This window comes from Sinorhizobium mexicanum (genome assembly GCF_013488225.1).
GTDB classification, from domain to species: domain Bacteria; phylum Pseudomonadota; class Alphaproteobacteria; order Rhizobiales; family Rhizobiaceae; genus Sinorhizobium; species Sinorhizobium mexicanum.
In genome coordinates, this window is the sequence record NZ_CP041240.1 from 322890 (window position 1) to 347164 (window position 24275).

24 protein-coding genes are annotated in these 24275 nt (G+C 57.5%); 11 read left to right on the forward strand and 13 right to left on the reverse strand.

What is annotated here, in order from left to right; genetic code table 11:
* Positions 1-18 precede the first annotated feature (18 nt).
* From FKV68_RS23595 to FKV68_RS23620, 6 genes are all read right to left on the reverse strand, one after another.
* Positions 19-1065, reverse strand: a complete 1047-nt coding sequence (locus FKV68_RS23595) for an ABC transporter ATP-binding protein (protein ID WP_180942030.1) — start codon at positions 1063-1065, stop codon at positions 19-21.
* The gene (locus FKV68_RS23600; protein WP_180942314.1) at positions 1062-2075 is read right to left on the reverse strand and encodes an ABC transporter ATP-binding protein; all 1014 of its coding nucleotides are present in this window, start codon (positions 2073-2075) and stop codon (positions 1062-1064) included. The genes FKV68_RS23595 and FKV68_RS23600 overlap by 4 nt, the downstream gene beginning before the upstream one ends.
* A gap of 38 nt (positions 2076-2113) precedes the next feature.
* Positions 2114-3625 (reverse strand): ABC transporter substrate-binding protein, encoded by a 1512-nt coding sequence (locus FKV68_RS23605; protein WP_245181553.1) that lies wholly within the window; start codon positions 3623-3625, stop codon positions 2114-2116.
* 62 nt (positions 3626-3687) lie between these two features.
* Positions 3688-4590 (reverse strand): ABC transporter permease, encoded by a 903-nt coding sequence (locus FKV68_RS23610; protein WP_180942031.1) that lies wholly within the window; start codon positions 4588-4590, stop codon positions 3688-3690.
* A complete protein-coding gene (locus FKV68_RS23615) occupies positions 4590-5504 on the reverse strand; it encodes an ABC transporter permease (RefSeq protein WP_180942032.1) in 915 nt (304 codons plus the stop codon). Before FKV68_RS23615 ends, FKV68_RS23610 begins: the two co-directional genes overlap by 1 nt.
* A gap of 261 nt (positions 5505-5765) precedes the next feature.
* Positions 5766-6098: a hypothetical protein gene (locus tag FKV68_RS23620; protein ID WP_180942033.1), complete on the reverse strand. Its 333-nt coding sequence runs from the start codon at positions 6096-6098 to the stop codon at positions 5766-5768.
* Between the two features lie 452 nt (positions 6099-6550).
* Between FKV68_RS23620 and FKV68_RS23630 the strand changes: the two genes are divergently transcribed.
* Together FKV68_RS23630 and FKV68_RS23635 are read left to right on the forward strand one after the other, a co-directional pair.
* Positions 6551-6808, forward strand: a complete 258-nt coding sequence (locus FKV68_RS23630) for an acyl-CoA dehydrogenase family protein (RefSeq protein ID WP_246452693.1) — start codon at positions 6551-6553, stop codon at positions 6806-6808.
* Positions 6809-6908: 100 nt separating this feature from the next.
* Positions 6909-7700, forward strand: coding sequence for a 3-deoxy-manno-octulosonate cytidylyltransferase (locus FKV68_RS23635; RefSeq protein ID WP_209647282.1), 792 nt, complete (start codon positions 6909-6911; stop codon positions 7698-7700).
* Between the two features lie 180 nt (positions 7701-7880).
* On the opposite strand, the gene FKV68_RS23640 is transcribed toward FKV68_RS23635, so the two are convergent.
* The 3 genes from FKV68_RS23640 to FKV68_RS23650 form a co-directional block, all read right to left on the reverse strand.
* A complete protein-coding gene (locus FKV68_RS23640; protein WP_180942036.1) occupies positions 7881-9140 on the reverse strand; it encodes a sialidase family protein in 1260 nt (419 codons plus the stop codon).
* A gap of 347 nt (positions 9141-9487) precedes the next feature.
* The gene (locus FKV68_RS23645) at positions 9488-10396 is read right to left on the reverse strand and encodes a class I SAM-dependent methyltransferase (RefSeq protein ID WP_180942037.1); all 909 of its coding nucleotides are present in this window, start codon (positions 10394-10396) and stop codon (positions 9488-9490) included.
* Between the two features lie 21 nt (positions 10397-10417).
* Positions 10418-11029 (reverse strand): CDP-alcohol phosphatidyltransferase family protein, encoded by a 612-nt coding sequence (locus FKV68_RS23650; RefSeq protein WP_180942038.1) that lies wholly within the window; start codon positions 11027-11029, stop codon positions 10418-10420.
* 653 nt (positions 11030-11682) lie between these two features.
* On the opposite strand from FKV68_RS23650, the gene FKV68_RS23655 reads away from it, so the two are divergent.
* The gene (locus FKV68_RS23655; RefSeq protein WP_180942039.1) at positions 11683-11877 is read left to right on the forward strand and encodes a hypothetical protein; all 195 of its coding nucleotides are present in this window, start codon (positions 11683-11685) and stop codon (positions 11875-11877) included.
* 39 nt (positions 11878-11916) lie between these two features.
* Here FKV68_RS23655 and asnB read toward each other — a convergent pair whose 3' ends face one another.
* The 3 genes from asnB to FKV68_RS23670 all read right to left on the reverse strand — a co-directional run bounded on the left by asnB (position 11917) and on the right by FKV68_RS23670 (position 15107).
* On the reverse strand, positions 11917-13839 hold the full coding sequence (gene asnB, locus FKV68_RS23660) for an asparagine synthase (glutamine-hydrolyzing) (RefSeq protein ID WP_342454817.1): 1923 nt from the start codon (positions 13837-13839) through the stop codon (positions 11917-11919).
* 2 nt (positions 13840-13841) lie between these two features.
* Complete coding sequence (locus FKV68_RS23665; protein ID WP_180942040.1) at positions 13842-14768, reverse strand: class I SAM-dependent methyltransferase; 927 nt, start codon at positions 14766-14768, stop codon at positions 13842-13844.
* 192 nt (positions 14769-14960) lie between these two features.
* On the reverse strand, positions 14961-15107 hold the full coding sequence (locus FKV68_RS23670; RefSeq protein ID WP_180942041.1) for a hypothetical protein: 147 nt from the start codon (positions 15105-15107) through the stop codon (positions 14961-14963).
* A gap of 652 nt (positions 15108-15759) precedes the next feature.
* Between FKV68_RS23670 and FKV68_RS23675 the strand changes: the two genes are divergently transcribed.
* Positions 15760-16299, forward strand: coding sequence for a peroxiredoxin (locus tag FKV68_RS23675; protein WP_180942042.1), 540 nt, complete (start codon positions 15760-15762; stop codon positions 16297-16299).
* A gap of 74 nt (positions 16300-16373) precedes the next feature.
* A complete protein-coding gene (gene rpoN / locus FKV68_RS23680; RefSeq protein WP_180942043.1) occupies positions 16374-17813 on the forward strand; it encodes an RNA polymerase factor sigma-54 in 1440 nt (479 codons plus the stop codon).
* Positions 17814-17858: 45 nt separating this feature from the next.
* Here the strand turns inward: rpoN and FKV68_RS23685 are convergent, their stop codons facing one another.
* Complete coding sequence (locus FKV68_RS23685; RefSeq protein WP_180942044.1) at positions 17859-18554, reverse strand: nitrogen fixation protein NifQ; 696 nt, start codon at positions 18552-18554, stop codon at positions 17859-17861.
* Positions 18555-18988: 434 nt separating this feature from the next.
* Here FKV68_RS23685 and FKV68_RS23690 point away from each other — a divergent pair, with 434 nt between their 5' ends.
* The 6 genes from FKV68_RS23690 (at position 18989) to FKV68_RS23715 (ending at position 24269) form a co-directional block, all read left to right on the forward strand.
* A complete protein-coding gene (locus FKV68_RS23690) occupies positions 18989-19534 on the forward strand; it encodes a hypothetical protein (protein ID WP_180942045.1) in 546 nt (181 codons plus the stop codon).
* 701 nt (positions 19535-20235) lie between these two features.
* A complete protein-coding gene (locus tag FKV68_RS23695; RefSeq protein WP_180942046.1) occupies positions 20236-20556 on the forward strand; it encodes an iron-sulfur cluster assembly accessory protein in 321 nt (106 codons plus the stop codon).
* 42 nt (positions 20557-20598) lie between these two features.
* Positions 20599-21411, forward strand: a complete 813-nt coding sequence (locus FKV68_RS33855) for an iron-sulfur cluster assembly scaffold protein (protein ID WP_425347609.1) — start codon at positions 20599-20601, stop codon at positions 21409-21411.
* A complete protein-coding gene (gene nifS / locus FKV68_RS23705; protein WP_180942048.1) occupies positions 21408-22601 on the forward strand; it encodes a cysteine desulfurase NifS in 1194 nt (397 codons plus the stop codon). Before FKV68_RS33855 ends, nifS begins: the two co-directional genes overlap by 4 nt.
* A gap of 242 nt (positions 22602-22843) precedes the next feature.
* On the forward strand, positions 22844-23227 hold the full coding sequence (gene nifW / locus FKV68_RS23710) for a nitrogenase stabilizing/protective protein NifW (protein ID WP_180942049.1): 384 nt from the start codon (positions 22844-22846) through the stop codon (positions 23225-23227).
* A 190-nt stretch (positions 23228-23417) separates the two neighbouring features.
* Positions 23418-24269: an electron transfer flavoprotein subunit beta/FixA family protein gene (locus FKV68_RS23715; protein ID WP_180942050.1), complete on the forward strand. Its 852-nt coding sequence runs from the start codon at positions 23418-23420 to the stop codon at positions 24267-24269.
* Positions 24270-24275: the final 6 nt, after the last annotated feature.

Below are 24275 nucleotides of genomic sequence, written 5' to 3' on the forward strand. Positions count from 1 at the left end.
CGACGCTTCATTTCAATCTCACCCCTTCAAATCGAAAGATTTTTGTTTGATGCAGGCCGTCCAGTGCCCTGGCGCAACCTGGCGCAGTGCCGGTGAAGCCGCTGCACATTCCGGGCTTGCAATCGGGCACCTGGTTCGAAAGACGCAGCCGGACGGCGGTGACACGGCACTCGGAACTTCGCCTTTCAGAACCACCCGGTTTCGTCGAAACTTTGGATGCTCGACCGGCAGAGCGGCCAGCAGCGCTTCGGTGTAGGGATGCGCAGGCCCATCCCAGAACATTGCCGAAGGGGCGATCTCCATGATCCGACCGAGATACATGACGATCACCCGATCGGCGACGTGGCTGACCACGCGCAGATCATGCGAGATAAAAAGCATCGTCAGTGACAGCTTGTCCTTCAGATCCAGGAGCAAGTTGATGATCTGCGCCTGAACCGAAACATCGAGAGCCGAAACGGGCTCATCGGCGACGATGAACTCCGGCTCGGTCGACAGTGCTCTGGCGATGGCGATCCGCTGGCGTTGACCGCCGCTGAAGCTGTGCGGGTAGCGCACGGCATGCGTCGGGGAAATTCCGACCCGTGAAAGGAGCTCTGCCACGCGCTCGAGCCGTGCTCGCGGGGTCAGATGGGCATGATGGATCGACAGCGGTTCACCGACGATTTCACCGACGGTCATGCGTGGGTTGAGGCTGCTGTAGGGATCCTGGAACACCATCTGCATATGCCGACGAAAAGAACGCGTTTCCCTTGGCGTCAAGGTCGTCAGATCGACCCCTTTGAAGCGAACCCGACCGGAACTAGGACCGGTCAACCGCAGCAAGCTGCGCCCCAATGTCGTCTTGCCTGAACCGGATTCGCCGACCAGAGCGACGATCTCGCCTGGAAATATTGAAAACGATGCTCCGTCGACGGCTTTAATGAATCTCTTGGAACGGAACGGCGATATGCTGCGGAGTGGCAGGTGCACGCGAACGTCCTCAACTTCAATCAGAGATGGGCTACTGAACGGCGGGATCGCACCCCCACTGGGTGTGCCGAAATGGGCAAAGGAGGGATTCATGCTGCAACCTCCGGCTCCGCAGCCGCGGCGATTTCACGCCAACGCGAACAACGAACGCTGTGGCCGTCAGCCATGTCGAGTTCCGGCATCTTGCGAGCGCAGTCCGCCACTGCGTGGCTGCAGCGCGGGCGGAAGGAACAGCCGGTCGCCAGATGAGCAAGTTCCGGAGGGCTGCCGGGGATGGCGGAAAGCCGCCGCGGAAATGCGCGGCCAGGCTGCAATTGCGGCCGCGCTTTCAGGAGACCGCGCGTGTAGGGCATCCATGGCGTGTCGAAGATCTGCATGACATTGCCCTCCTCGACAATCCGGCCGGCATACATCACCACGACCCGATCGGCGATTTCGGCAACGACACTGAGGTCATGCGTGATGAACAGCATGGCCATGCCGGTCTCCTGCTGTAGTTCGTGTAGAAGGGCAAGGATTTGCGATTGGACCGTGGCATCGAGGGCCGTCGTCGGCTCGTCGGCGATCAGCAATTTCGGACGACATGACAGCGCGATCGCGATCATTGCCCGCTGGCGCATACCGCCGGAAAGTTGATGCGGATAATCATCGAGGCGCCGCTCGGCATCGGCGATACCGACCCGATCGAGCAGTTCTCTGGCTTGGCGTCGAGCTTCGCGAGGAGTGCATCGTTGATGGGCCCGCAGAACCTCGGTCAATTGGTTGCCAATCGTGTAGACCGGATTGAGCGCTGACGCGGGCTCCTGAAAGATCATAGCGATGTCGTTGCCAAGAATGCCGCGCAGACGTCGCGCCGGAATTTGGAGAAGGTCCTCCCCTTGATAGAGGACCTTCCCCGCAACAATCCGGCCCAGTGACTTCGGAATGAGGTTCAGGATGGAAAACGCGGTTGCCGATTTGCCTGAGCCGGATTCTCCGACAAGGCAGACCGTACTTCCTTGCCGAACCGAGAACGAGACCCCTTCAACTGCTTTGACAGTTCGATCGTGGGCATGAAAATGGGTGCGCAAATTCTCGACGCGCAGGAGTTCGGCATCGTTCATCATAAAACCGTCCTGGTAGCTGAGCGGAACAGTGACCTTCACTTGAAGTGAATGTTGTCCGGCCGGAAATCCATCGTGTAGTCGGTGTTCGGCAGCCACTGGATGGTGGTCCGAACCCCGTAGAATTCCGGCGCACGATAGAGGTACGTACCGGGCGCTTCGTCCTCGAAGATATCGATCATCTTTTGATAGATGTCGTAGCGACGTTTGGTATCGAGCGTGGTCTCGCCTTCTTTGGCGAGTTCGACGAAGCGCTCCTGGTCTTTCCAAAAACGCTTCGCCCAGGTCATGTAAAGCGTGACCGCGGGGTCGGTCGGCACGACCCAGTCAGACGCGTTCCTCACGGTGAGGGCCGGGTCCTCCTTTTTGAGCTTCGTCCAGCCTTCGTCGACACGAACGCTGGCATTGACGCCGATCGCTTTCCACATCTGAACGACAGCTTCCGCGACTGCAACGCCATTCGTGTAGTAGACCGGGTGAGTTACGAATTGGATCGGCTCCCCCTTGTAGCTCGATTGCGAGAGCAACTGGCGCGCGCGGTCGGGATCGAAGGCCGGAGTTGGCCGATCGGGATTATAGAGTTCCGGTCCCCAGGCCTCGTATTGGGCGGAGTGCGGCAGCGTAGCCTTGCCATCCCACAGGGTGTCGACAAGCAGCTGGCGATCGACCGACAGATTGAGTGCCTGCCGCAGTTTCTTGTCGGCCATCACCGGGTTGAAGGTGTTGTAGATAAGGAAGTGATGGTTCATCAACGCGCTGCGGAGGTCGCAACAACCCAGGTTCTTTACCGCTTCCAATTGATCCGGCGGCAGGCTGTTGATGACATCGACCTCACCGTTCGCGAGCGCAGTGATCCTCGCAGAAACCTCCGGGATGGCCTTGAAGGTCAAGCTCGAGATTGTCGGCCGACCGCGAAAGTAGGAGTCGTTGGCCTTCAGTTCCATGCTCTCGTCAGGCTGGAGCTTGACGAAAGCGAACGGACCCGTCCCGACCGGCTTTTGGCCGAAGCCGCTCTCTCCCACCGACTCGAAATAGGCTTTCGGCACGATATCGCTCGAATGATAGGCAAGCAGGTGTAGCAGTATCGGGCTCGGAGCTGTCGTGGTAATCCGGACAGTCAGATCATCGACGATGTCGACGCGTTCGATCACCTTGAGGAGATTCTTGGCAAAGACGTAGTCCGACTCCGGATTCAAGATTCGATCAAAGGTGAATTTGACATCAGCACTGGTAAAGGGCTGACCGTTGTGAAACCGCACATCCGGCCGCAGCGAGAATTCCATGGTACGATCGTCGATCCGCTTCCAGCTTTGTGCTAGGCCGGGAACAAGCTCATAAGCTGTCCGATCCTTGCTTTTGGAAAAGTCCCGCGCAACGAGCGTGTCGAACATATTGTATGTCATTGGGAAGTCGACATTGCCAAGTGCCAATGCGGGATCGAAGTTTGCGCGGACCGCGTTGACGCCGACAGTGAGGGGGGGTCTTGTGTCTTCCTGCGCGACCGCGAAGGTCGGCAGTAGCATAGCGACCGCTACGAGTAGGTTTCGCATAGTGTCTCCTAAGGTTGGAGTTGTTGAGTTTTCCTGCAGGAAGCGTTTGAGAGGGGCGCGATTTAGCTGCGGCTCCGGGGATCGAACGTGTCGCGCAGCCAATCGCCGATCATCGATGCCGCCAGCGTTATTGCGACGATGACGAGACAGGGAAATACCGCCAGCCAGGGTGTGGTGATCAGGTAGTTCCTTGACTCGCCAAGCAACGAGCCGAGAGAAACATTTGGCGGCTGGATACCGACTCCAAGGAACGTGAGCGACGACTCCAGAACGACAATCTCGGCGAAGCTCAGGCTGGCCAATACGATGACGGGCGACAACGTGTTGGGAAGCACATGACGCATCGCGATATGGTAAGGGGAAGCGCCGGAGGATCGAGCCGCCTCTACGAAACTGCGTCCGCGCAGAGCTTGCACTTGGCCCCGGACAACCCGAGCATATTTATAGTAATCCGCGAACCCGACGATCAGCACCAAGACAAGCGGACTCGGGCCGATGAGGGCGACCGCAGTCAACGCCACCAATGTGACCGGCACCGAAGCCTGCGCATCGACCACAGCCATGAAGCAATGGTCGATCCATCCTCCCATGCTTCCCGAGACTAGCCCACTGAGCGTGCCAGTGATGACGCCTACGAGAACTCCGGCACCGGCGATAAGCAAGGTGGTCTGGGTTGCGAACAGAAGCCGAGAAAAAAGATCTCGGCCGAGATGATCCGTTCCAAGGAGGTATTCGGTCGTACCCCCCGCGAACGCCGGCGGCCGAAGCCGGTGTAAAAGGCTCTGACCGGCGAGATCATGCGGTGCGATCACCGGCGCGGCAGCGGCCAACAACGCTGCCAACATAAGAATGAGGCACGAGGCGATCGCCACTGTCGGCGGCCGACGCCTTCCGGTATTGGTGGCGAAGAGGCCCTCTTCGGTTTGGGAAGCGCTCACTCCCGGCGCGCTGGTCTCGATGCTCATCACGACCTCCCGCGCACCCGCGGATCGAGCAAGCCGTAACCCACGTCAACGAGAAGATTGGTCAAGATTATTGCTGCCGAAAATACGAGAATTCCGAATTGCAGCATCGCGAAATCGCGTTGCATGACCGCATCGATCACGAGGCGTCCTGCTCCAGGCCAGGCAAACACAGATTCCGTCACCACCGCGCCGGCGATCAGTCCGCCAAGTTGCAGGCCCAGAATGGTCAACACCGGGAGGATTGCATTTCTCAGCCCGTGCTTCACCACAACACGGAACGGACTCAAGCCTTTGCTGCACGCATAGCGTATGTAGTCCTGAGACAGGACCTCCAGCATGCTGCTGCGAACGAGCCTTGCAATGTTGGCGCAGGTCGCAAGAGCAAGGGTAATTGCAGGCAGGACCAGATGTTTCCACGTGCCCATGCCGCCGCTCGGCAGTAGTTTCAGGGAGAAGCTGAAGATCAGAATGGCGGCAATGCCGACAACGAAGTTCGGAATGGCTTGCCCCGCGATTGTTGCGGTCGTGAGGGAGCGATCAAAGACCGTGTTGTGATGTAGTGCGGCCCAGAGGCCGGCAGCCATGCCGATGATCATCGACAACACGAAAGCTGGAATGGTCAGGAGGAGCGTATTGGGAATGCGTTCCACGAAGAGTTCGACCACGGACCGGTTCGAAAAGAAGCTCTGCCCGAAATCGCCGCGCAGGAGTGCGGCGCCGTACCGCACATATTGCGTCGCCACATCTTCATCCAGTCCGAGCCTTGCCCTCAGCTCAACGCGTTGTTCCTCGGGCAGGTCAGGCGGAATGAGGAAGGACGTGGGATCTCCAGTCATTCGTGTCGCAAAAAACACGATGGTGAGGATCGCCCAAAGCGTGAACACGCTACGCAAGCCTCGCGAGATGAAAAACATTAACTCTCCTCCACCCAAAGCAAGAAGTCGAAACAGCTCCTACGCATGCGATCTAGATGTCTAGGTATCTCTCGAAGTAAGGCGTGCATGTTACGCTTTGATGACATTCGCGACAAAAGTGTCGGATAATCTCTCAACGTTTGTAATGTTTGCGACGAATTCACACCGAACACAGGCAGCGAGAGCGCAAGGCGGGCGCACAGATGATTTTCCGGACCCAATCGCTTACGTCGAATTGCCGCTGCACCTGATCCGATTGGGTTACGATTTTCCGCGTGCCGGACGGCTCGTTGATCGGTTCGACGAGGTGAGGCGGAATGCTTCCTTTCCTTTCGGGGCAATGCCTTTCATGCTGCGGCGCGGCCCTCGTGGACGAGGTAGCAAAGAGCGATGTTCGCCACCGATCTTCACCTTGGCCCTGATGATGCCGATGGTCCGAATGAAGAGCTTCATCTTGTCCTTTGACGAGCGAAGACGTGTTTGATGGCGGACTTCACACGCTGTCTTTCCAGCAACTCCTCGTTGGATTTCGAGCGATAGGCGCTGTCCGCCCAGCCCGTCGCCGACGGCGACAGCCAAATCCACGATCCCCATAGGATCGAGCTTCTCCCCCAACCACCGGGCCGGGGGCTTTGCGATGGGGGATCCATCACCAGTCTGGAAGAGCTCATCGAGAAGCTGGAGGTGACGCGCCGCAGAGGCTGGGCACTTTGCGACGAAGAGGCTGAAACTCGCGCCATTGCAATCACCACCCCTATCACACTGGAACCGACCAGACGGTCGGCACCAACCGATTGGTAGCGCCCTTCAACGATTCAACTTATTAGAAAAGACACATCACGATGACGGCGTTCGCGAACTCCTTTGCCCTTGCCGCGGAAACCAACCCACACCCACTCTGGTCGTTCTCGATGATTACCGCACTCCGGGGTCGAACCATCCCGGCGGCAGCGAAGGCCGGGCCGACTTAGTGCGGCGGCGCAGGCGGCGGGCCTCGCCCAGGCCGGAAAGCGCTACCAACGGCGCGCGCGAGCGGAGCCAGCTTGGTGATCCTTGATCAAGCCATGCAGTTCATGCTGGCCGACATGTCCGCAGCCCGATTGCTGATCTGGAATGCCGCCTGGCGTTGCGATGCAGGCTTGCCTTTCACCAAGGAATCATCGCACGCTAAGCCCTTCGCCGGCGACTTGTGCGCGAGGAACGTTTGGAACGCCCGCAAACATTCGGAGCTACTCCAAGGAATACCCATCGAGCGCTTCTACCGCGACGCCAAAATCCACCAGAAGTGGGACGGGACCAGCTAGACTCTACACATGATCATCGCCAGACAGACCAAAAAGGAAATGGAAGCCGGAACCCTCTTCTGAGGGTGTGGCGTATGCGCGAAAACTGGGGGAGAACAACTTGTCACACTCAAAACGCATCATAATTGTTCCAGCGCGTTTCGCCTCGACAAGATTTCCTGGCAAACCGCTTGTTGAGCTGAACGGCAAAACCGCCATTCGACACACCATTGACGTCGCGAGAAAGGTCCGCGGCATCGACGCGATTTACGTCGCAACTGATGACGTTCGGATCGCGAACGACGTAGAAAGCTACGGTTGCGCGGCAATTTTCACCAGTGCTTCGTGCCGCAATGGCACCGAGCGAGTGGCAGAGGCAGCTGGTACTCTCGGGCTTGACGGGGGAGATCTTGTGGTAAACCTTCAGGGCGATGCCCCGCTAACGCCGCCGTCATTCATTGAACACGTCTTGGAGTTCCTCAACGGCCGTCCAGAGGCCGATGCAGTTACGCCAGTGCTAAGATGTGACCGCTCAAACTATCTGCGTATCGCCGCGGATATTCGCAACAACCGCGTCGGTGCGACAACGAGTGTCTTCGACGCACGAGGGAGGGCGCTTTACTTTTCGAAAGCGCTCGTCCCTAGCGGCACTTCTGCAGAGACGCTTGCAGAACTGCCCGTATACCACCACGTCGGACTCTACGGATATCGGGTAAGCTGCCTAAAAGGCTTCGGCGAGTTGCCCATTGGACCGCTCGAGCAAGCCGAGAAACTTGAACAGTTGCGCTTTTTGGAGAACGGGCTCTGCATGTACGTGCTTCAAGAGCACGATGACGGGACCGAGTTTTGGGAACTCAATAACCCAGAAGACGTTTCCCACCTCGAAAGAACTCTCCCAAAGCCCACCGCGTAGCCAAGCTTCGGCTTTGTAAAGTCGACCTATCTTCCGAGCTGATCGCGTTTTTTGTTGGTGCGTGGCCTCCCCACCCGTTGACCATGCGTTTAGATGGAATAACGGTCGAGCCGTATCGGGCCGGAATGATGATAGTGACTGTGTGCTAGGCATGTTTCCCCTTCTCTCATATAGCAAATATCAATAGACGAGTTTGCGGAACTCCTTGACGCGATGGAGCGTGATCAGGTTTGTATATTGAGGATCTCTGCCCTCCTCGTCCCCTGACCGGCACAACACGAGAAGATCATCGCCATCGACGGCCATGCTCGCGTAGTTCCGTGCGTGACGCTCTGTCTGACCCGCTGCGACAAGTCCGGCAAAGCACCAATCGATGCAGTTTCTGGAGAAGTGCAGCTGTAGCCTATGGCGTTCATTGTTAGGCAAGTTGTAGCGCGCCCGCGGCATGTGCGTAAGCCGCACCATTGAGTCGGTTGCTTGTGAGCTCAACAGCCAGTAGAGCTGCGTTCCGTCATCATAATGCAAGAAGAATTTCAGATGACCTCCCGGAAATGGAATAAAGAGAGCCTTTTTCCCAGATGGCGTGGATTGCAATGAGGTGAACAGACGGCCGTCATCCTGCTCAACAACCTTGACCAATGCAGCATAGCCCGTTCCGCCTGTGTTAGTGCGCAAAAAGAGGTGTACTGTGCGTCCAGCCGGATCGTGCCACAGATGCGCGGGATCGTGGAATTGAACAATATTCGGTTCGAGCCAGCCCATCGGTGCACATAGGCGTCCCGATCCGAGTTCGGCCGGAGCTCGTACTAGCGTGCTATAGAACGGGACGCCAAATAGATCGAGATCGCTTGGCGAGACTATCTCGTTGAATGAAAACGACTCCGAAATAGTCCAGCTATTGGGGTCCAGGAGATCCTGGTCAATTCTTGCGCGCAACAGCCTCGGTGCCAGACCGGCTACGTTCCATCCCTTGACGGCAAGATCTCGCCGTTCGTCCAGGGCGAGATAGACGTAAGGATCGGCGTGAAGCACATTACAGGAAGACCCGTGCCATTTCATATTCGCGGTTAGCGCGACCGGCACGCTCCATGTCTCCCCTCTATCGTCAGAAGCGATGATCATGAGATCGCCAGCATGACCAAGAATATAGAGTCGTCCGGCAGCTATAAACGGCCGAGCGTGCCAGAATGGAAAAGTACAGCGCTCAGCCCAGGAAGAGCCACCATCGTCCGAGACATAGACCTTGCCCATTCCGAAGCGCATACCGCGTGCGCGAGATCCCTTCGGCCCGGGGAGATCTCTGACCCCATCACCGCCGAGATCGAAGGTAGCTATCAGCCTGCGGCTAGCGGTCACGACAATGCCCGGTGTGTAGCAATGGACATTTTGTGGCCGCTCCGAGCGATAAACGAGCTCGAAATCGTCCGCTAAGGCACGCATCAACGAAATCCTCCTGTGATCGACAGTCCGGCCGAGCAAGCTTGCAAATCGTTCCTTGAACGATGATCACCACGAGCTGTCATCACTCACGACATTCTTGCGGGATACGAGGCCCACAAGCCTTTCCTGATCCTGTCGTACTGGCGGAAGAACCGTAAGCCCCATCAAGAGAGAGGCCTGCCTAGAAATTGTGGTGAGCCCGTTTCTGCACATTCAACGGCCGGATGTTGCAACGCAAGTAGCCTCCACTGAGCCTTCATAATATGTCGCGACGCTGGCCGCCATTCGACTTGAAAAACAGAAATCGCTTCCGAAACGGTCTTCTGAGATAGAGAACGCTCGGGAATCTAGTTCCGGGCTCCAATCATCTGAATGCAGCCATCTCCGAACCAAAATCGCGCGAGCGGATGGTCGTAGTGTAGGTACAGGGGTGCAAGGAAACGTCGAAGGTTCTCGAATCCTTTCGTGTATCGTGACACTCGCCGAATATCGATAAATCCGTTTTCGGCGTACCAATTGCGAATTTGTTGCTCGGTGAAAGCGAATTCGTGATAGGTGGGGGCCTGGAAGCGGTCACGAAGCGTGACGAACAGGTCATCATCAAACAGGCTTCGAAAGAAACCATCCTCTCCTTTAAGGAATGGAGGTTCGTTCTGACTCTTAACAGCCAACAACCAGTCAAGCGCTTCTTTTGCCGTTCGGCCATCCAGATTGTCGATCGCCTGCCGGAACTGAGCGTCGGAAGCATACAGTTCACGAAGATGGTTGATGCAGCGATAGAAGATCCCGTTTCCGGTTCCGATGATGGTGATAAACAAATGCCCACCCGGCCGTGTCACCCTCGCCAGTTCGTCGAACCCTTTGCGCGGATTCGCAGTGTGGGGCAGGACACCCGCGCAGTGCACGAAGTCGAAACTTCCATCTCCGAATGGCAAGTTCAGAACGCTCCCACCGATCAATTCCGATTTCCTGCCGAATTTCGAAAGGCGTCGAGCGGCACAATCCATCCACTCCTCCCCGAGCTCAAGCGAGGTGACCTTGGCGGCACCTTTTTCGAGAAAAGCATAGGATGCATTCGCGTTCGAACCACAGCCGGCGTCCAGGACATTGAGTCCCGCGAAGCCTCCCGGATTGAACCCGAAGTATTCTTCATCGATTAGCGAGACCAATCGGGTGAAGATATGTTCGTTATTCTCCTGCTCTCGTTGATAGCGATCGAAGACTGCACGTGTTTCACTTTCGAAAGCCGTGTCCATAGGTTCTTCTCCCTCGATCCGTCAGGACCCGAATTCGTCCGTCAACAAAGCGATCAAACCGACCGCCGCGAGTGCGAGGTGGGTCAGGCGTAGCGCATTGCCGGTGCCCGGAAATTTGAAGGTTGAAAGATGCAGCACCGTCAGAAGAAACGCCGCCCCAATCAACAACGTGCCAAGGGTCTGGGCCGGCAAGTACCGTTTGGTGGCAAAAAGAAGCGCCAATACGAAGGGGTCGGTGTTCAACGGGAGACCTCTGGTGAATCCGTCAGCGTCGAGGCCGATCGTTTTTAAGTAGCTGAGACGGAAAGCCCCAGACACGACAAGGCAGATCGCGGCTGACAACGCGGCAACCGAGAACGCGTTGAAAGATAAAATCAGAACCGCTGGAAAGACGGCCAAGTTCACCAGATCTGCTAGCCCGTCGAATAAACTCCCAACCTGCGCCGTGAATGCTGATCGATTGGCGGAACTGTTGGCGACCATACCATCAGCGTGATCGGCCAAAAGAGCGCATAACGCGAAACAAATGCCAACTTCGAAGCGTCCGACCAAAGCAAAATAGATGGCTGTCACGGCGAAGGTCAGCCCGAGAGCGGTAATGGCATTCGCAGCATCAAAGAGATAACGGATCATCATCCTACTCCCCAGTAGCGGCCGCGAGAGGCCTGCCGCCATTATTCAGTGGCCGGTCAAGGCGCTAAAGCACTCTCAGCCGCGCGCGGTCTTTTTTACCGTCGATTTCGAATGGTCAGAGATCGTCGCAGCGTGCGGCCGCTACTGGAGGTCGCGTTTGCCGATCAGTGTGCAAGGAACTCCTCGGTGGACGTCACAGTTCACAACGCAAGAGCTATGCCACCTTAAAAGTGGTTTCAGTTCCGTAGGTTAGCTTTTCGCCTCCGATTCTGTCGGTTTGCGACGACGCAATTCTGTCAGGTTTCCGACAATCTCCATTGGGGCTGAGGACCGTCGAGTTCGGGGGTCCGGGTTTCGGGAGACATTGTCGCGATATCGGATGCAGAATTAGGCCCGACCAACTCGCACGAGCGGGTCGGGACTGAAGAGCCGTGCCGCCGGTTACTCCTTGAAATCGTCAAGCAGAGGTCGGAGCCCCCGAGCCGGGTGATGTTAATCCAGACAGACGCTCAGACTTTGGATTTGCCGTCCGAGCGTGCGGATGCCGATTCTCTCGATTCGGTGCGATGACCTTCAACCCTTCAACGATCCGATCGCGGCTTTCGCCAATAGCCGGACGTTTGTCAGGCCCGATGCTCGGGCAGGCACTTTACATGTCCGCCTTCATCGCCATCCGCTTCAACCCACCACTCCAGGATAAATACGATAGCCTGCGCCGCGCCGGCAAACATGCCAAAGTCGCCATCGCTGCCACTCTGCCGAAGCTCCTGGTCCTGGCCAATGCCTTCATCATAGATCAGCGCAAAATGGACCCTAAACCGCGCGGGTACCATGTGGCTCGCAAATGAACGCATTCCCGCGAATAGAATTTCTTTGGCGGAACGCACCTACGCGAAGTGCTCCCTAAGGAATATTTCCAGGTTGCACAGCATCCAAACCTGCTTCCCAAAATCATCCGAGATCGGCCGGTTGGCGCCCAGCCATGATCTCAACCGGGACCCGTCAAGATACGAGACAATGGCGGAATTGCTGTCTAGCAGCAGGCGCCGAAAGGGAGCCGAGGCCGTACCGGCTGCCCATTGACCCAACGGTACTGGAAACCCTAGCTTCCTGCGTTTCAAAATAGCTGCCGGAAGAACATGTCCGTACGCTTCACGAAGCGCGACTTTCGACGTATCGGCTCGTTCAGAGAACAGAGAGATAGGCTGGACTGCCGCGGAAAGAAAAGCTGCCGTGCTATTCCACTTCAATCTCGCTCTTGCCGGCATGTTCAGAGCAACGGACGTTAGCGCGTGGTCCACAAACGGTACTCGAGCCTCAAGCCCGACCGCCATTGTCGTGTTGTCTACCATTTCGAGCAGCGCCGGCAGGTGCGATCGGACAAAAAAATGCGAAACTCGGTCGAAAACGGTCCCGCCGCACTCGTGCCACAGTAAACCGAAATGCTCCCTAAGTGCTGCATCACCATCCAAGTCGCCCAACCATTGGGCCGTCGCCAGCTGTTCTTTGAGCGGAAGCGGAAAATAGGAGTATCGCTCGAGGAACAGGTCAAGCGCCGAGACCCCACGTTGCGGCAGCCCCAGCGAACCGCGTATGAAACGCTGGAGACGAGGCGGTAGATGGCGAATGATCTGGCTTCTCTGGTGATCAAATGGGAGCCTGAAAATCTTTCCGTAACCAGCGAAGAGTTCATCGGCTCCCTCGCCAGTCAGAACGACCTTGTGATCCTCGGCGACCGATCGCGCCAGGTGATACATGGCGACTTCGTTGTGCATTCCCATCGGATGCGAACGCAGCATCACAATTTTTTTGACGAGATCGACCGAGGGATCGGGAGGAATAGCGACAATTCGATGCGGCAAACGGAATGTCTCGGCAACCAGCGAGGCGTATGGAGCCTCATCGTAGTCCCTGCCGCGCACCGATCCCGTGAAGCAGACCACGCCAGGGGAAGCCTGCTTCGCGACCTCATAGGCTAGAATGCTCGAATCCAGCCCGCCCGATAGAAGCATCGCAACTGGGGCGTCGGCCACTAGCTGCCGCTCAACTGCCGAGCTAATAAGTGACGTCAGCTCACGTGAGTCAACTGGCGCAGGGTTGCGGTCCCATGTCCACCATCGTCGCACGGTCACGCGGCCACCACTGATGACGGCTAGGCATCCAGGTTCGAGCTTCTTTATGCCGCTGAATAGCGTCTTCTGTCCGAGGGCTGCTCGGCACGAAAGAAAGCTCGACACGCCAATAGGATCCGGGCGCCTCGGACAACTCGGCCATTGCAACAGCGCGGATGGCTGAGAGGCAAAGGCGACGCCGTCTGAAAGATCCGCAAAATAAAGTGGCTTAATGCCGACGCGATCACGAACGAGAATCGTCATCCGGTTCCTCGGGTCATACAAACCAAAGGCGAACATCCCGTCTAAACGATTCAGACCATTGAGCTCCCACTCGATGTAGGCCCTAACCAAAACCTCCGTGTCGGATTTGGTCCGAAACCGATGACCCAGCTGACATAGTTGCTTGCGCAGTTCCCGATAATTAAAGATCTCGCCGTTGTAGGTAACCGTCACACCAGTTGCCTCGTCGCTGAACGGTTGATCGGATTGAGGTCCGAGATCGATGATCGAAAGACGAGCGTGCGCAAATGCGAAGCCACGACCTATTTGCACGTTGAGCGCATCCGGACCGCGATGTGAGAGCCTGCGAATACACCCCAAGACCGAGCGCTGATCGTAGTTCTCTTGTCCGGTTGCGCCGACGATTCCAAAAATTCCACAAATGGTAGTCTCCCGCGGCTTTGTACGTTGAAGAATGCTTAGCGTGGGGACGGGGCTCCGACGCTCCGTCGCGCGATCATTTGCACATAACCGTCACCAAACCAGAATCTCGCGACAGGATGCTCATACTGGAGATACATCGGGGCAAAAAACCGCCGCAGGTTCTCGAAGCCCTTTGTGTAGCGCGAAATCCGGCGAGGTTCGACGAACCCCTCGGTCAGGAACCACTCCTGGACTTGTGTCTCCGTGAAGTCAAAGCTGTGGTAAGTTGGCGCCTGTAGCCGATCCTTTATTGTTAAAAGCAGGTCTTTATCGAAGAGGCTTCGAATGAAACTTTCTTCACCTGGGATGAGTTCCGCCTCTGTGGCGTTCTTGACGCTGAAAAGCCAATCCAACCCTGCTTCGACCGACTCGATGGACATGTCATCAATAATGCTGCGAAACTCTTGATTCTGTGCGTAAACTTCCCGCAGCCGGTTTATGCATTGATACAGCGCACCGCTACCGGTCGCCATAATAGTCAGGAATAAGCACCCGCCGGGCTTAGTGACGCGAGCCAGTTCGGCGAACCCGCGTCGCGGGTCTTCGGTATGGTGGAGAACGCCCGCACAGTGTACCAGGTCAAAAGTTCCTGTCTCGAAGGGCAAGTCCAGCACGCTACCGCCGACTAGTCTGGATCGATCTCCAAACTTTACCAATCTAGCTGTCGCGCATGGAAGCCATTCCTCCCCAAGCTCAAGCGACGTGACTCGTTTTGCTCCGTGCGACAGAAACGCATACGAGGCGTTCGCGTTCGAACCACAGCCGGCGTCGAGGATTGACATATCCCGAAACGCGCCTGCTGGAAGCCCAAAGTATTCTTCGGTGATCAATGTCGTTAGTCGGTGGAAGATGTGCTCGTCACAATCCTGCAGCCGGTGATGTGCATCAAAGACCTTGCGAGTGGCGGCTTCGAAAGCATTCATGGTCGTTACCTCCTGTTTAGTACTGGTTGCATTTTGAGCGCATCTATTTGTTCTCATTCAAAGCTGTCGCGGTATCAGACGAGGGAGAACGCTTGAATGAAAGTGACGCGCCGAGCCAGTAGGATACAACCAGACATCATTAGCGCCGTTCGCTTCACCCAAACATGAGAACGCCGATTGGAAGGCTCCAGATCAGGCTAAGATGCTGGCTAGAACATCTTCACCGATGGGTGCTTGCTCGCGCGCGCGCTCCAAGCGGAATGCGGTGAAGCGTTCTTCGCTGTGCCATCGCGCACCGCTCTGCGAACCATTCGCAGATTTGCCCTTGCCGTCCGCCATGACTAACTCATTGAAGCAAGTTGCATGCCGTATTTGCGCGCCGCTTGCGCTGCACTACCTGTCCGTAGCGTCGGCGCGGACCTGGCGCCCTTGGTCGGGTTTCCGACATTCTTGTCCAGCTTTAGGCACAAAAAGGTTTGCCGATAGAGCACACACAGGGAGTTCTCAAGCATCAAAACACCGCGAATCGAGCGGGATTCGGTTCTCACCGCGAATGGACCGATAGGCGGCTTGCTGAACCGCTGGGTAGTGGCACCGATCCTAATCGAGATATGCTCAAGTGTAGCCACACAAGCGCGCAACGTCAGTGCCGCGAGAAGAGTGTCTCCGCAGATCACCGTAACTGCACACGCCCGAACACCGCGCGGACAAAGACTTCCCCCAGGTGCAGTGCTTGGCGGCGGTACGCTCGTTGGTGCAGCAGCTCGGCTTCCGACGGAGGCTTTTCTCGATGACGAGCCGTTGACCAGTCTCCCGGGAACTCCGTGAAGTCGTAGGTCAACGCGAGGCTGCTCCGGACAAGAGCAGTGTGCTTGCTGCTTTCAATAAAATGGCATGGCACTTGCAGGACATGCATGTCGGTCGAGGGTCTGCACGCATCAGGCGCAATGGAGAGCCATGCGTCCGTTTTTCTACTAGAGGAGCAATATTGATGACTGTGAAAAAGAAGGTTCCCTTCGTCACCTTTCGCACGCGTGTTCGCGATGATTCTATCGCAGGGCCAAACCCATACCGGTGGGAAGACAAGACATCCGACGACTATTTCAAGGGCAAGCGCGTTATCCTGTTCTCGCTGCCAGGCGCCTTCACCCCGACCTGCTCCACTTATCAACTGCCCGATTTCGAGGATCTTTACACCGAGTTCCAGAAGGAGCGCATTGATGAAATCTACTGTCTCTCCGTCAACGATGCATTCGTGATGAACGCCTGGAGCAGGGCCCAGGGGCTGAAAAAGGTAAAGCTCATTCCCGACGGCTCGGGAGAATTCACACGCAAGATGGGCATGCTAGTCGCCAAGGACAATCTCGGATTCGGAATGCGCTCCTGGCGCTACGCTGCCGTAATCAATGACGGCGTCATCGAGCAGTGGTTCGAGGAGGAAGGTTTCTCCGACAACTGCGAAACCGATCCCTATGGCGTCTCTTCTCCGCAGAACATTCTTGAGAGGCTAAAGGCCCCGGCCGCCGCATGACCTAAAGGAGCCACCATATCGCAGCTACCATTACGCACCGCGCAGTGCGTCGCTCGACAGGAGTTTCGCTCTACATGGAGTCCGTTGTAAGCCTTCTTCAACGCCAGCAGCAATCGCTGGTAATGACGCCGCAACTCATCGCGTCGATACGTTTGTTGCAACTGGCGCATGCCGAACTGCATCAGTTCGTCGAGCAGGAAATAGAGAAGAACCCGTTCCTCGAGTTGGCGTCAGACGACAGTGCGACGTCTGGCGATCTATCGCCGGTTTCGGGGGGAGACCCGAACATCGGCGCGCGCGAAAACGATGGTGATGGGCCGATGAGGGCGGAGACCTCGGAACTGCTCAGGCAATGGAAATCAATCCGCGACACAGCCAATGTTGCCGCGGGGGATAGGCCTGCCCTCGAAGAGTTTGCCGCCTCAACGGAAACATTGCACGACCATGTCGCTCGTCAGGTGGCCCTTACCGCATTCACCCCGCAGGAGCGGATGATCGCTAGCCAGCTTACCGATCATCTGGAAGACACTGGGTATATTCATGTAGACCTTTTGGAGCTGGCCCGCAGGCTGAATGTCGGAGAGGCTGATGTAGAGCGGGTTCTCGGAACCTTGCAGCTCTTTGATCCACCGGGAATATTCGCACGAACTCTCAGCGAATGCCTCGAGATACAACTGCGCCAGCGAGACCGTTTCGATCCCGCGATGGCGGCGTTGGTTGCCAATCTTGAGATGCTGGCTCAACGCGATTTTCAGGCGCTGAAGCGGCAATGTCGTGTCGACGAGGACGACATTCTCGACATGTTGCATGAAATCCGTACCCTCGATCCCAAGCCTGGCAACCGATACCAATCCGGAGGTCCGGACTATATCATACCCGACGTCTGGGTCCTGCCGTCGCCCGGAGGTGGATGGCAAATCGAGCTTAATCCGGACATGCTGCCCAAAGTGCTGATCAACCAGACCTATTTTGCCGAAGTCTCTCGGCTGACGGCACACAATTCAGAAGATCAGGCATTCCTCAACGAGTGCTTCCAAAACGCAAGCTGGCTGGTTCGCAGCCTCGATCAGCGCGCCAAGACCATTCTCAAGGTAGCAACTGAAATCGTCCGCCAGCAGGATGTGTTTTTGGAACATGGCATTGCCCATCTTCGGCCTCTCAATCTTAAGACCGTCGCTGACGCGATTGACATGCACGAGTCGACTGTAAGTCGGGTGACATCGAACAAGTACATGCTCACTCCGCGCGGCGTCTTCGAACTAAAGTATTTTTTCACAGTCGCAATCGCCTCCTCCCAAGGCGGCGAGGCACACTCCGCCGAAGCTGTCCGCCATAGCATCAAGGCAATGATCACCGCAGAAACGCTCGATCATGTATTTTCAGACGAGGAGATCGCGGCCCGCCTCAGGAAAACCGGTATCGACATCGCGCGCCGGACCGTCACAAAATATCGAGAAGCGATGAACATACCCACCTCCGTGCAACGCCGCCGGGAAAAGCGGCTGGGACTCTAATGGCGATCAAGCCCTGGCGGCCTCCGACCGCCGGCGAACGCGGCTCTAGTCCAAATCGGTCCCGTTCTTGACCGGTGCAAGACGGCTTTCGCCTTCCTCCGGGCCAAAACAACTCCTGAACTCGTGGCATTCCCGGCAACTGGGCGCCGCACAAAGCGCAAAACCCTCAGCCTCGCAAAGCTTGTAGTAGAGATACTTCTTCCATTTCATGTTTCCGGTGTTGCCGGCCGCCAGGTTCGGGAAGTGCGTGGCAAGCAAGCGGCTGAGCTCGGATCGGTCGAAGAGGCCGAGGTCCTGCCACAGATGATCATTGCGCAAGGCACGCCGGGCGATGATCTTGGCGAAGCGGGCGCTCGTGGAATCGCCCGGCCGGGCATGGGTTAGCAGCAGTCCGCGCAGAAGGTCTTCCTCCATACCAATCTCGGGATCGCTCACGTCTCCCAATGAGAATGAGTGGATGAAACTGGAGGGGAAATTACGGGTCAGGATATCCTGTAGCTCGGCGCGTGAAAGACCGGTTGCCTCCGTCGCCGTCGCCTCGCCGGCATCGACTTCCTCGAGCGCACGCGAAAGGACACAGGCAAGTACATAATCGTCGAAATCCATCTCCACATCCATCCGCGGCCATCGGCTGGCGCCGGGCGATTGTGAGTGTCGTGCGCGGCGGGGCAGATAGGACAAGCGTACTCCACGAGTGACGCCCGGTCCCCATAAAATGCGGATCTGCCGCGGATCTGACATGGTGCTTGTCCTTCCATTCCCATCGACCGATGTCATATCGGTCGGCAGCTCCCGCCGCCTTGTCACAGGGGACCTTCAAATCTCGTGCCAGCTGCGCGGCAAAGCTCTCGGAACTGATTTTCCGAGATGTATTCAACAACTTAAATGAGCATGCAGCAGAAAATGGATCGAATACGATGTCTCGGAATCGACAAAAGTCGACAGCGCCGCGTCCTCTTGCACCGAATACGAACGTCTAGAAGAGGACTGTCGGCATCCGAACACGGACGGGGCTTCCCGAGCGCGCTTTCGATCGCGGAAACCTGGGCGCTGCTTGGTATATTCCTTGCAACTGACACTCAAGGCAGACGCAAGCGCTGTGGCTTCAGTCGAGCTGATCGCCGCGACAATCAACGTCTAGAAGGCTGGAATAGCCCATATGAGGAGCACAGCGGATGACGTGCATTGTCGGTTTAATCGACAACGGGTCAGTTCACATTGGCGGCGACAGCGCTGGTGTGGCCGGCCATTCCATTACCATCCGGGCCGATCGGAAGATCTTCCGCAAGCAGGACTTCATCTTCGGTTTTACGACCTCGTTCAGGATGGGCCAGCTGTTGGCGCATTCCTTCGAGCTGCCAAAAAGGCATGCCGATACTGATGTCTACGCCTTTATGGTGACCGACTTTGTGAACGGGCTCCGCCAATGCCTGCGAGATGGCGGCTACGCACAGCGGCACTACGAAGCCGAGCGTGGTGGCACGTTCCTCGTCGGCTATGCCGGACGGCTCTTCAAAATCGGTTGGGACTATCAGGTTGGCGAAGCCGTCGATGGCTTTGACGCCTGTGGATGCGGACAAGAAATAGCACTGGGCGCGCTTTTTGCCCGCTCCCACTCTCCGCCTCGCGAAAGGTTAGCGATAGCTCTCAATGCGGCTGAGCGTTTTTCTACCGGCGTACGCGGCCCGTTTCACTTCGAGACGCTGGACTCGGCCGAGTGAGGAGGTCGACGCGCAAGGCCGAACCTTACGGCACACAAGGTCTACGTTAATTGTCAAACACCCGCCGCACCTGACGGCCCCTTCGCGCATGTCCGCACCGACATGGACGGGAGTGACCCGCACCCGTAGACCGAGGCGTTCTTCCGCCCGCCTCAACAAGACAATGAAATGTTGGCTGGCGCCAAAGGAAATGTCCACAGCAGACTCTTGCCCCTGCATGCCGCCGTTCCGCCGGCGCTGGGAGAGCAGCAGGCGGGAAACAAAAACCATATCCGAGCATGCAAGCGAGCGCGGCGCACGCACAGCAGCATTTCAGGCGATCTCGCTGAAAGGCGATCATGATCTCACGCCGGGTGGATCGACAAAGGTATTCGCACGTCAGCCTGTCGCAAGCGCTCGCGTGACAACATTGTCACGAGGTCGGTCAGCAACCTTCAGCGTCCGACCAATGATGACCTGACAGCGCTGCGCAACGCCAGGGCGAGGCGAGGACCAGGATGTTTAGGCAAACCACACGACGGTACGGGCTTCAAAGCGAATTGGCCGGCCTCCGCACCCCCCTATTGTCCCATGTTCGACGATGTCGGACACGGGACACAAGCGCGTTAGAGCATGATGTTGTTTATACATGTTTTTCTCCTTGGCACGGTGGTTGCTCGGCTACCCCGCTAAAGCCCTTCGGAATGAGGAGAAACCATCGCATGATCACGCTCACTGAGAATGCCGTCGCAGGCATGAAAGCTGCGCTTTCGCGAGCCCCCGAGCCGGCGGAAGGTTTTCGCATCATGGTCCAGGCAGGCGGCTGCGCGGGCTTCAAATACATGATGGGAATGGAAAGCTTGGCGCGTGAGGGCGACGTGGTCATCGAGACAGATGGGGTTACGGTGTTCGTGGACGCAGGTTCGCAACCCCAAATAGCCGGTATGACCGTCGACTTCGTCACCGGGGTCGAATCCTCCGGGTTTGTCTTCGACAATCCAAACGCGCGACAGAAGTGCTCCTGCGGCAAGTCCTTCGGCTGATCACCTGACATAGTGAGCGAACCTATGTGGGACTACTGGGAAATGGTCGGGGAATTCTTTTTAAACGCTATGAATGCCGGCGTTCTCAAGGCCCCTGCGGTCGGCGCCATCTCCTGCAGCCAAACGATTGAACTGATGACCAGAGTCGATCCTGTTGCCGAAGCCGTCACTGCCGCGAAATCCCAGTCTTTGCGCTGCAGCTCTGCGATCCCCTCTTCGTCAGGGATTGCCGAACTCATCATCGGAACGACTACCGACGGAGCCCACCGCCTCATCCATCGGGTGAAAGCGGGGTTCATCGACGGCCAGCCGCCGGACAGAACGCACCGTTCGGCTGTGAATTTTACCAGGAGCGCCGATTTCCGCGGCAGGGGATGCTCCTGGGAGCACGAGCCAAGCGCCCTCGTCTGCAAAGGCTTTGGTGTCGATGAAGGCGTGATCAGAAGGGCATCCGTATCAACCGGCTCACTGCCAGCGAGCAGGCTATTTGCGACACGAAGCCTGTTGGCCGCCGGGGCGCCTGCTCCAAAGCAGTGGAGGAAATGCCTGTCGGCGGCCATGCAGCAATGTTCACGAAAGGCGCCACGACGTGAGAGGAGGCCCGTACGCAAAACAAAGACCGCCGTCGATACGGCAAGTTCGACTTGTCGGAACGCTGTCAAGAGCATGCGTTCACCTGAGGGCTGCGTGGGCTGCAACCTTGTCAACGTCGGCCACGATCAAGCTCCCTCACCCCGCCGCGCGCCTCGATCCCGTGTCTGCAGGCCTCTCTCATCATCGACCGCAGGCGCAACCAGGGCGGCCGAGCACACGAATGTTCACGTCAGGCTCCGCCCGCCGAGAATGCAACCATGAGATCTATCTATCTCGACAACAACGCAACGACACGGGTCGATCCTGAAGTGGTTGAAGCCATGCTGCCATTCTTCACGGATCAATTCGGAAATCCTTCTTCGACGCACGCTTTCGGCTCCTCCGTCGGCGTGGCGGTGAGAAAGGCGCGCCAGCAGTTGCAAGCGCTGATCGGCGCGGAGTTCGATTATGAGATCGCGTTCACCTCGGGCGGGACGGAAAGCGACACTACGGCGATCCTTTCGGCGCTCGAGGTGATGCCTGAGCGCAGAGAGATCGTGACTTCCGCAGTCGAGCATCCGGCCGTGCTGACACTCTGCGCGCACCTTGAGATGAGCCGCGGCGTCAAGGTGCACCGCATTCCGGTGGATCAACACGGTCGTCTCGACCTCGATGCCTACAAGGCCGCCCTCACCGCGCATGTAGCAATCGTTTCGCTCATGTGGGCGAATAATGAGACCGGTACAATCTTTCCCGTGGTTCAGCTCGCCGCGCAGGCCAAGCTGGTCGGTGCCCTTTTTCATACAGACGCGGTCCAGGCGGTCGGGAAGATTCCAATAGATCTTAAATCGACTGCAATCGACATGCTTTCGCTCTCCAGCCATAAGCTGCACGGTCCAAAAGGGATCGGCGCGCTCTATGTAAAACGCGGCGTACGCTTCCGCTCGCTGATCAAGGGGGGGCATCAGGAGCGCGGCAGGCGCGCGGGTACCGAGAATACGCCCGGCATAGTCGGACTCGGCAAAGCGGCCGAACTTGCCACAAAATTCATGGACGACGAGAACACACGGGTAAAAGCGCTCCGAGACCGTCTGGAGAAGGGCGTTCTCCAGCGTGTTCCAGACACCTTCGTTACCGGCGATCCGCTGGAGCGGTTACCGAACACCGCGAACATCGCCTTTGAACATGCCGAAGGCGGTGGCATGCTGCGTCTGCTCAATCACCATGGCATCGCATGCTCCTCCGGCTCGGCCTGCAGCTCCGGCTCGCTGGAATCGAGCCATGTCCTGCGAGCGATGAGTATTCCTCAAACTGCGGCACAAGGGACAGTGCGGTTCTCCTTCTCACGCGACAATGGCGAGGAGGATGTCGACCGGGTGCTCGAAGTCATGCCCGGAATCGTGGAGGAGATGCGTGACACTCCCCGCCCTAAAGCACGTGCCGAAGACCACAATCCGGATAAGGGAGAGTAGAAGATGCGGCCGCCGCTCATGAAGCCTTCACTCTTTCGACCCTGCGATGGCGAGCACGCACCTGGTGTCGCCTTCGCTAAGGCAGAAAAGTTGGGCCTTGCCGGATCTCTCGCTGCAGTGGGCATCCCGGCTGCCGACGTGATCGCTCGCCAGCCAACCGCATCACCTCCCTCGAAGCGCGCACTTTACGGCTGGAGCCTCAGATGCGGGAACACTTGAGACCACCGGTTGGGAGAATGGGAATGAGCAGGTGTTTTGATGAGAGTCATCATATTGATGTCAAAGATATCCTCGCGCGGCTAAAGGGTCTGTCGGCTGCAGAGGAGTTCTTCGCAGTGCTTGGCGTCTCCTATGACCCGAAAGTGCTCAACGTGTCACGTCTCCATATCATGAAGCGTGTGGGCCAATATCTCGGAGAAGAAGATTTCTCCGGTCTGCCCGACCAGGTGATCGCGGCTCGGGCCCGCGCCATGCTGGAACGGGCCTACGAGGATTTCGCGACTGCCTCCCCGCTCGCGCACCGGGTCTTCAAGGTGCTCAAGGACCACGACCCGGACAATCCCGCTCCACCGGGCCGCACCTTCGTGCCATTCGACTCCGTTCTGAAGCCGATCGAGAAGAAATGAGCCCGTCGCGGTTGCGACACGTCGATGTCGCGAACCCGACAACTTCGGCTGAGACGCCGCACCCTCTGAACTGGAACGTCCCCGCTTTTCAAAAGGATAGGGGAGGCGCGGAGCGTTTGGCACAAATGATGCTTGCAAGGAAATGACGTGCCAAGCCCGCCATCCAAACAGGAGGGAGCAAGAACCCGCCATGCACATCGTAATCTGTATCAAGCAGGTGCCGGACTCCGCACAGATACGAGTCCATCCGGTGACGAACACAATCATGCGTCAGGGTGTGCCAACCATTATCAATCCCTATGACCTGTTCGCCCTGGAGGAGGCACTCAAACTGCGCGACGCCCATGGCGGCGAGGTCACCGTGCTCACCATGGGGCCGCCCATGGCAGAGGACGCTTTGCGCAAGGCGCTCACTTACGGCGCCGACCGCGCGGTACTTTTGACCGACCGATATTTCGCCGGCTCCGACACTCTGGCGACCTCATTCGCTCTTTCTCAAGCTATCGCGAAGATCGGCGAGACCTTCGGTACGCCTGATATCGTCTTCACCGGCAAGCAGACGATCGACGGCGACACCGCTCAAGTCGGTCCCGGCATCGCCAAGCGCCTCGACCTCATGCAGCTCACCTACGTCGCGAAGATCGCCTCCATTGATCTAAACACGCGCGAGATCACAGTAGAGCGCCGCTCGGAAGGCGGCACGCAAACGCTGATGAGCAAGCTCCCTTGCCTCATCACAATGCTGGAAGGCACCAATGAGATCCGCCGCGGCTCGCTCGACGACGCGCTACGCGCCGCTCGCAGCCGGATCGTGAAGTGGAGCGCGGCCGACGCAGGTATTGAGGACCTCACCAAATGCGGCCTGCGCGGATCTCCAACCGTCGTCAAGCGCGTCTTTGCCCCTGCTGCGCGGGCCGAAAAGGCGGAGCAAATCGACACCACCGAAAAGACGCCGCGCGATCTTGCCGATGCGTTGATCGCCGGGATCTTCTCGCGCCAGCCGGCGCTGGAAGACGAACTCGCCTTCGATGGCGACGCGTGAAGGCAA

Bases quoted from the DNA above. Each gene is read 5' to 3' on its own strand.
- FKV68_RS23595 (WP_180942030.1), bottom strand. From the start codon at position 1,065: ATGAATCCCTCCTTTGCCCATTTCGGCACACCCAGTGGGGGTGCGATC.
- nifS (WP_180942048.1), top strand. From the start codon at position 21,408: ATGAGATCTATCTATCTCGACAACAACGCAACGACACGGGTCGATCCT.
- FKV68_RS23715 (WP_180942050.1), top strand. From the start codon at position 23,418: ATGCACATCGTAATCTGTATCAAGCAGGTGCCGGACTCCGCACAGATA.
- FKV68_RS23640 (WP_180942036.1), bottom strand. From the start codon at position 9,140: ATGCGTGCCTTAGCGGACGATTTCGAGCTCGTTTATCGCTCGGAGCGG.
- FKV68_RS23675 (WP_180942042.1), top strand. From the start codon at position 15,760: ATGACTGTGAAAAAGAAGGTTCCCTTCGTCACCTTTCGCACGCGTGTT.
- FKV68_RS23645 (WP_180942037.1), bottom strand. From the start codon at position 10,396: ATGGACACGGCTTTCGAAAGTGAAACACGTGCAGTCTTCGATCGCTAT.
- FKV68_RS23600 (WP_180942314.1), bottom strand. From the start codon at position 2,075: ATGAACGATGCCGAACTCCTGCGCGTCGAGAATTTGCGCACCCATTTT.
- FKV68_RS23605 (WP_245181553.1), bottom strand. From the start codon at position 3,625: ATGCGAAACCTACTCGTAGCGGTCGCTATGCTACTGCCGACCTTCGCG.
- rpoN (WP_180942043.1), top strand. From the start codon at position 16,374: ATGGAGTCCGTTGTAAGCCTTCTTCAACGCCAGCAGCAATCGCTGGTA.
- FKV68_RS23690 (WP_180942045.1), top strand. From the start codon at position 18,989: ATGACGTGCATTGTCGGTTTAATCGACAACGGGTCAGTTCACATTGGC.
- FKV68_RS23685 (WP_180942044.1), bottom strand. From the start codon at position 18,554: ATGTCAGATCCGCGGCAGATCCGCATTTTATGGGGACCGGGCGTCACT.
- FKV68_RS23650 (WP_180942038.1), bottom strand. From the start codon at position 11,029: ATGATCCGTTATCTCTTTGATGCTGCGAATGCCATTACCGCTCTCGGG.
- FKV68_RS23665 (WP_180942040.1), bottom strand. From the start codon at position 14,768: ATGAATGCTTTCGAAGCCGCCACTCGCAAGGTCTTTGATGCACATCAC.
- FKV68_RS23670 (WP_180942041.1), bottom strand. From the start codon at position 15,107: ATGGCGGACGGCAAGGGCAAATCTGCGAATGGTTCGCAGAGCGGTGCG.
- FKV68_RS33855 (WP_425347609.1), top strand. From the start codon at position 20,599: ATGGTCGGGGAATTCTTTTTAAACGCTATGAATGCCGGCGTTCTCAAG.
- FKV68_RS23615 (WP_180942032.1), bottom strand. From the start codon at position 5,504: ATGTTTTTCATCTCGCGAGGCTTGCGTAGCGTGTTCACGCTTTGGGCG.
- FKV68_RS23620 (WP_180942033.1), bottom strand. From the start codon at position 6,098: ATGGGGATCGTGGATTTGGCTGTCGCCGTCGGCGACGGGCTGGGCGGA.
- FKV68_RS23655 (WP_180942039.1), top strand. From the start codon at position 11,683: ATGTCCGCCTTCATCGCCATCCGCTTCAACCCACCACTCCAGGATAAA.
- FKV68_RS23695 (WP_180942046.1), top strand. From the start codon at position 20,236: ATGATCACGCTCACTGAGAATGCCGTCGCAGGCATGAAAGCTGCGCTT.
- FKV68_RS23610 (WP_180942031.1), bottom strand. From the start codon at position 4,590: ATGAGCATCGAGACCAGCGCGCCGGGAGTGAGCGCTTCCCAAACCGAA.
- nifW (WP_180942049.1), top strand. From the start codon at position 22,844: ATGAGCAGGTGTTTTGATGAGAGTCATCATATTGATGTCAAAGATATC.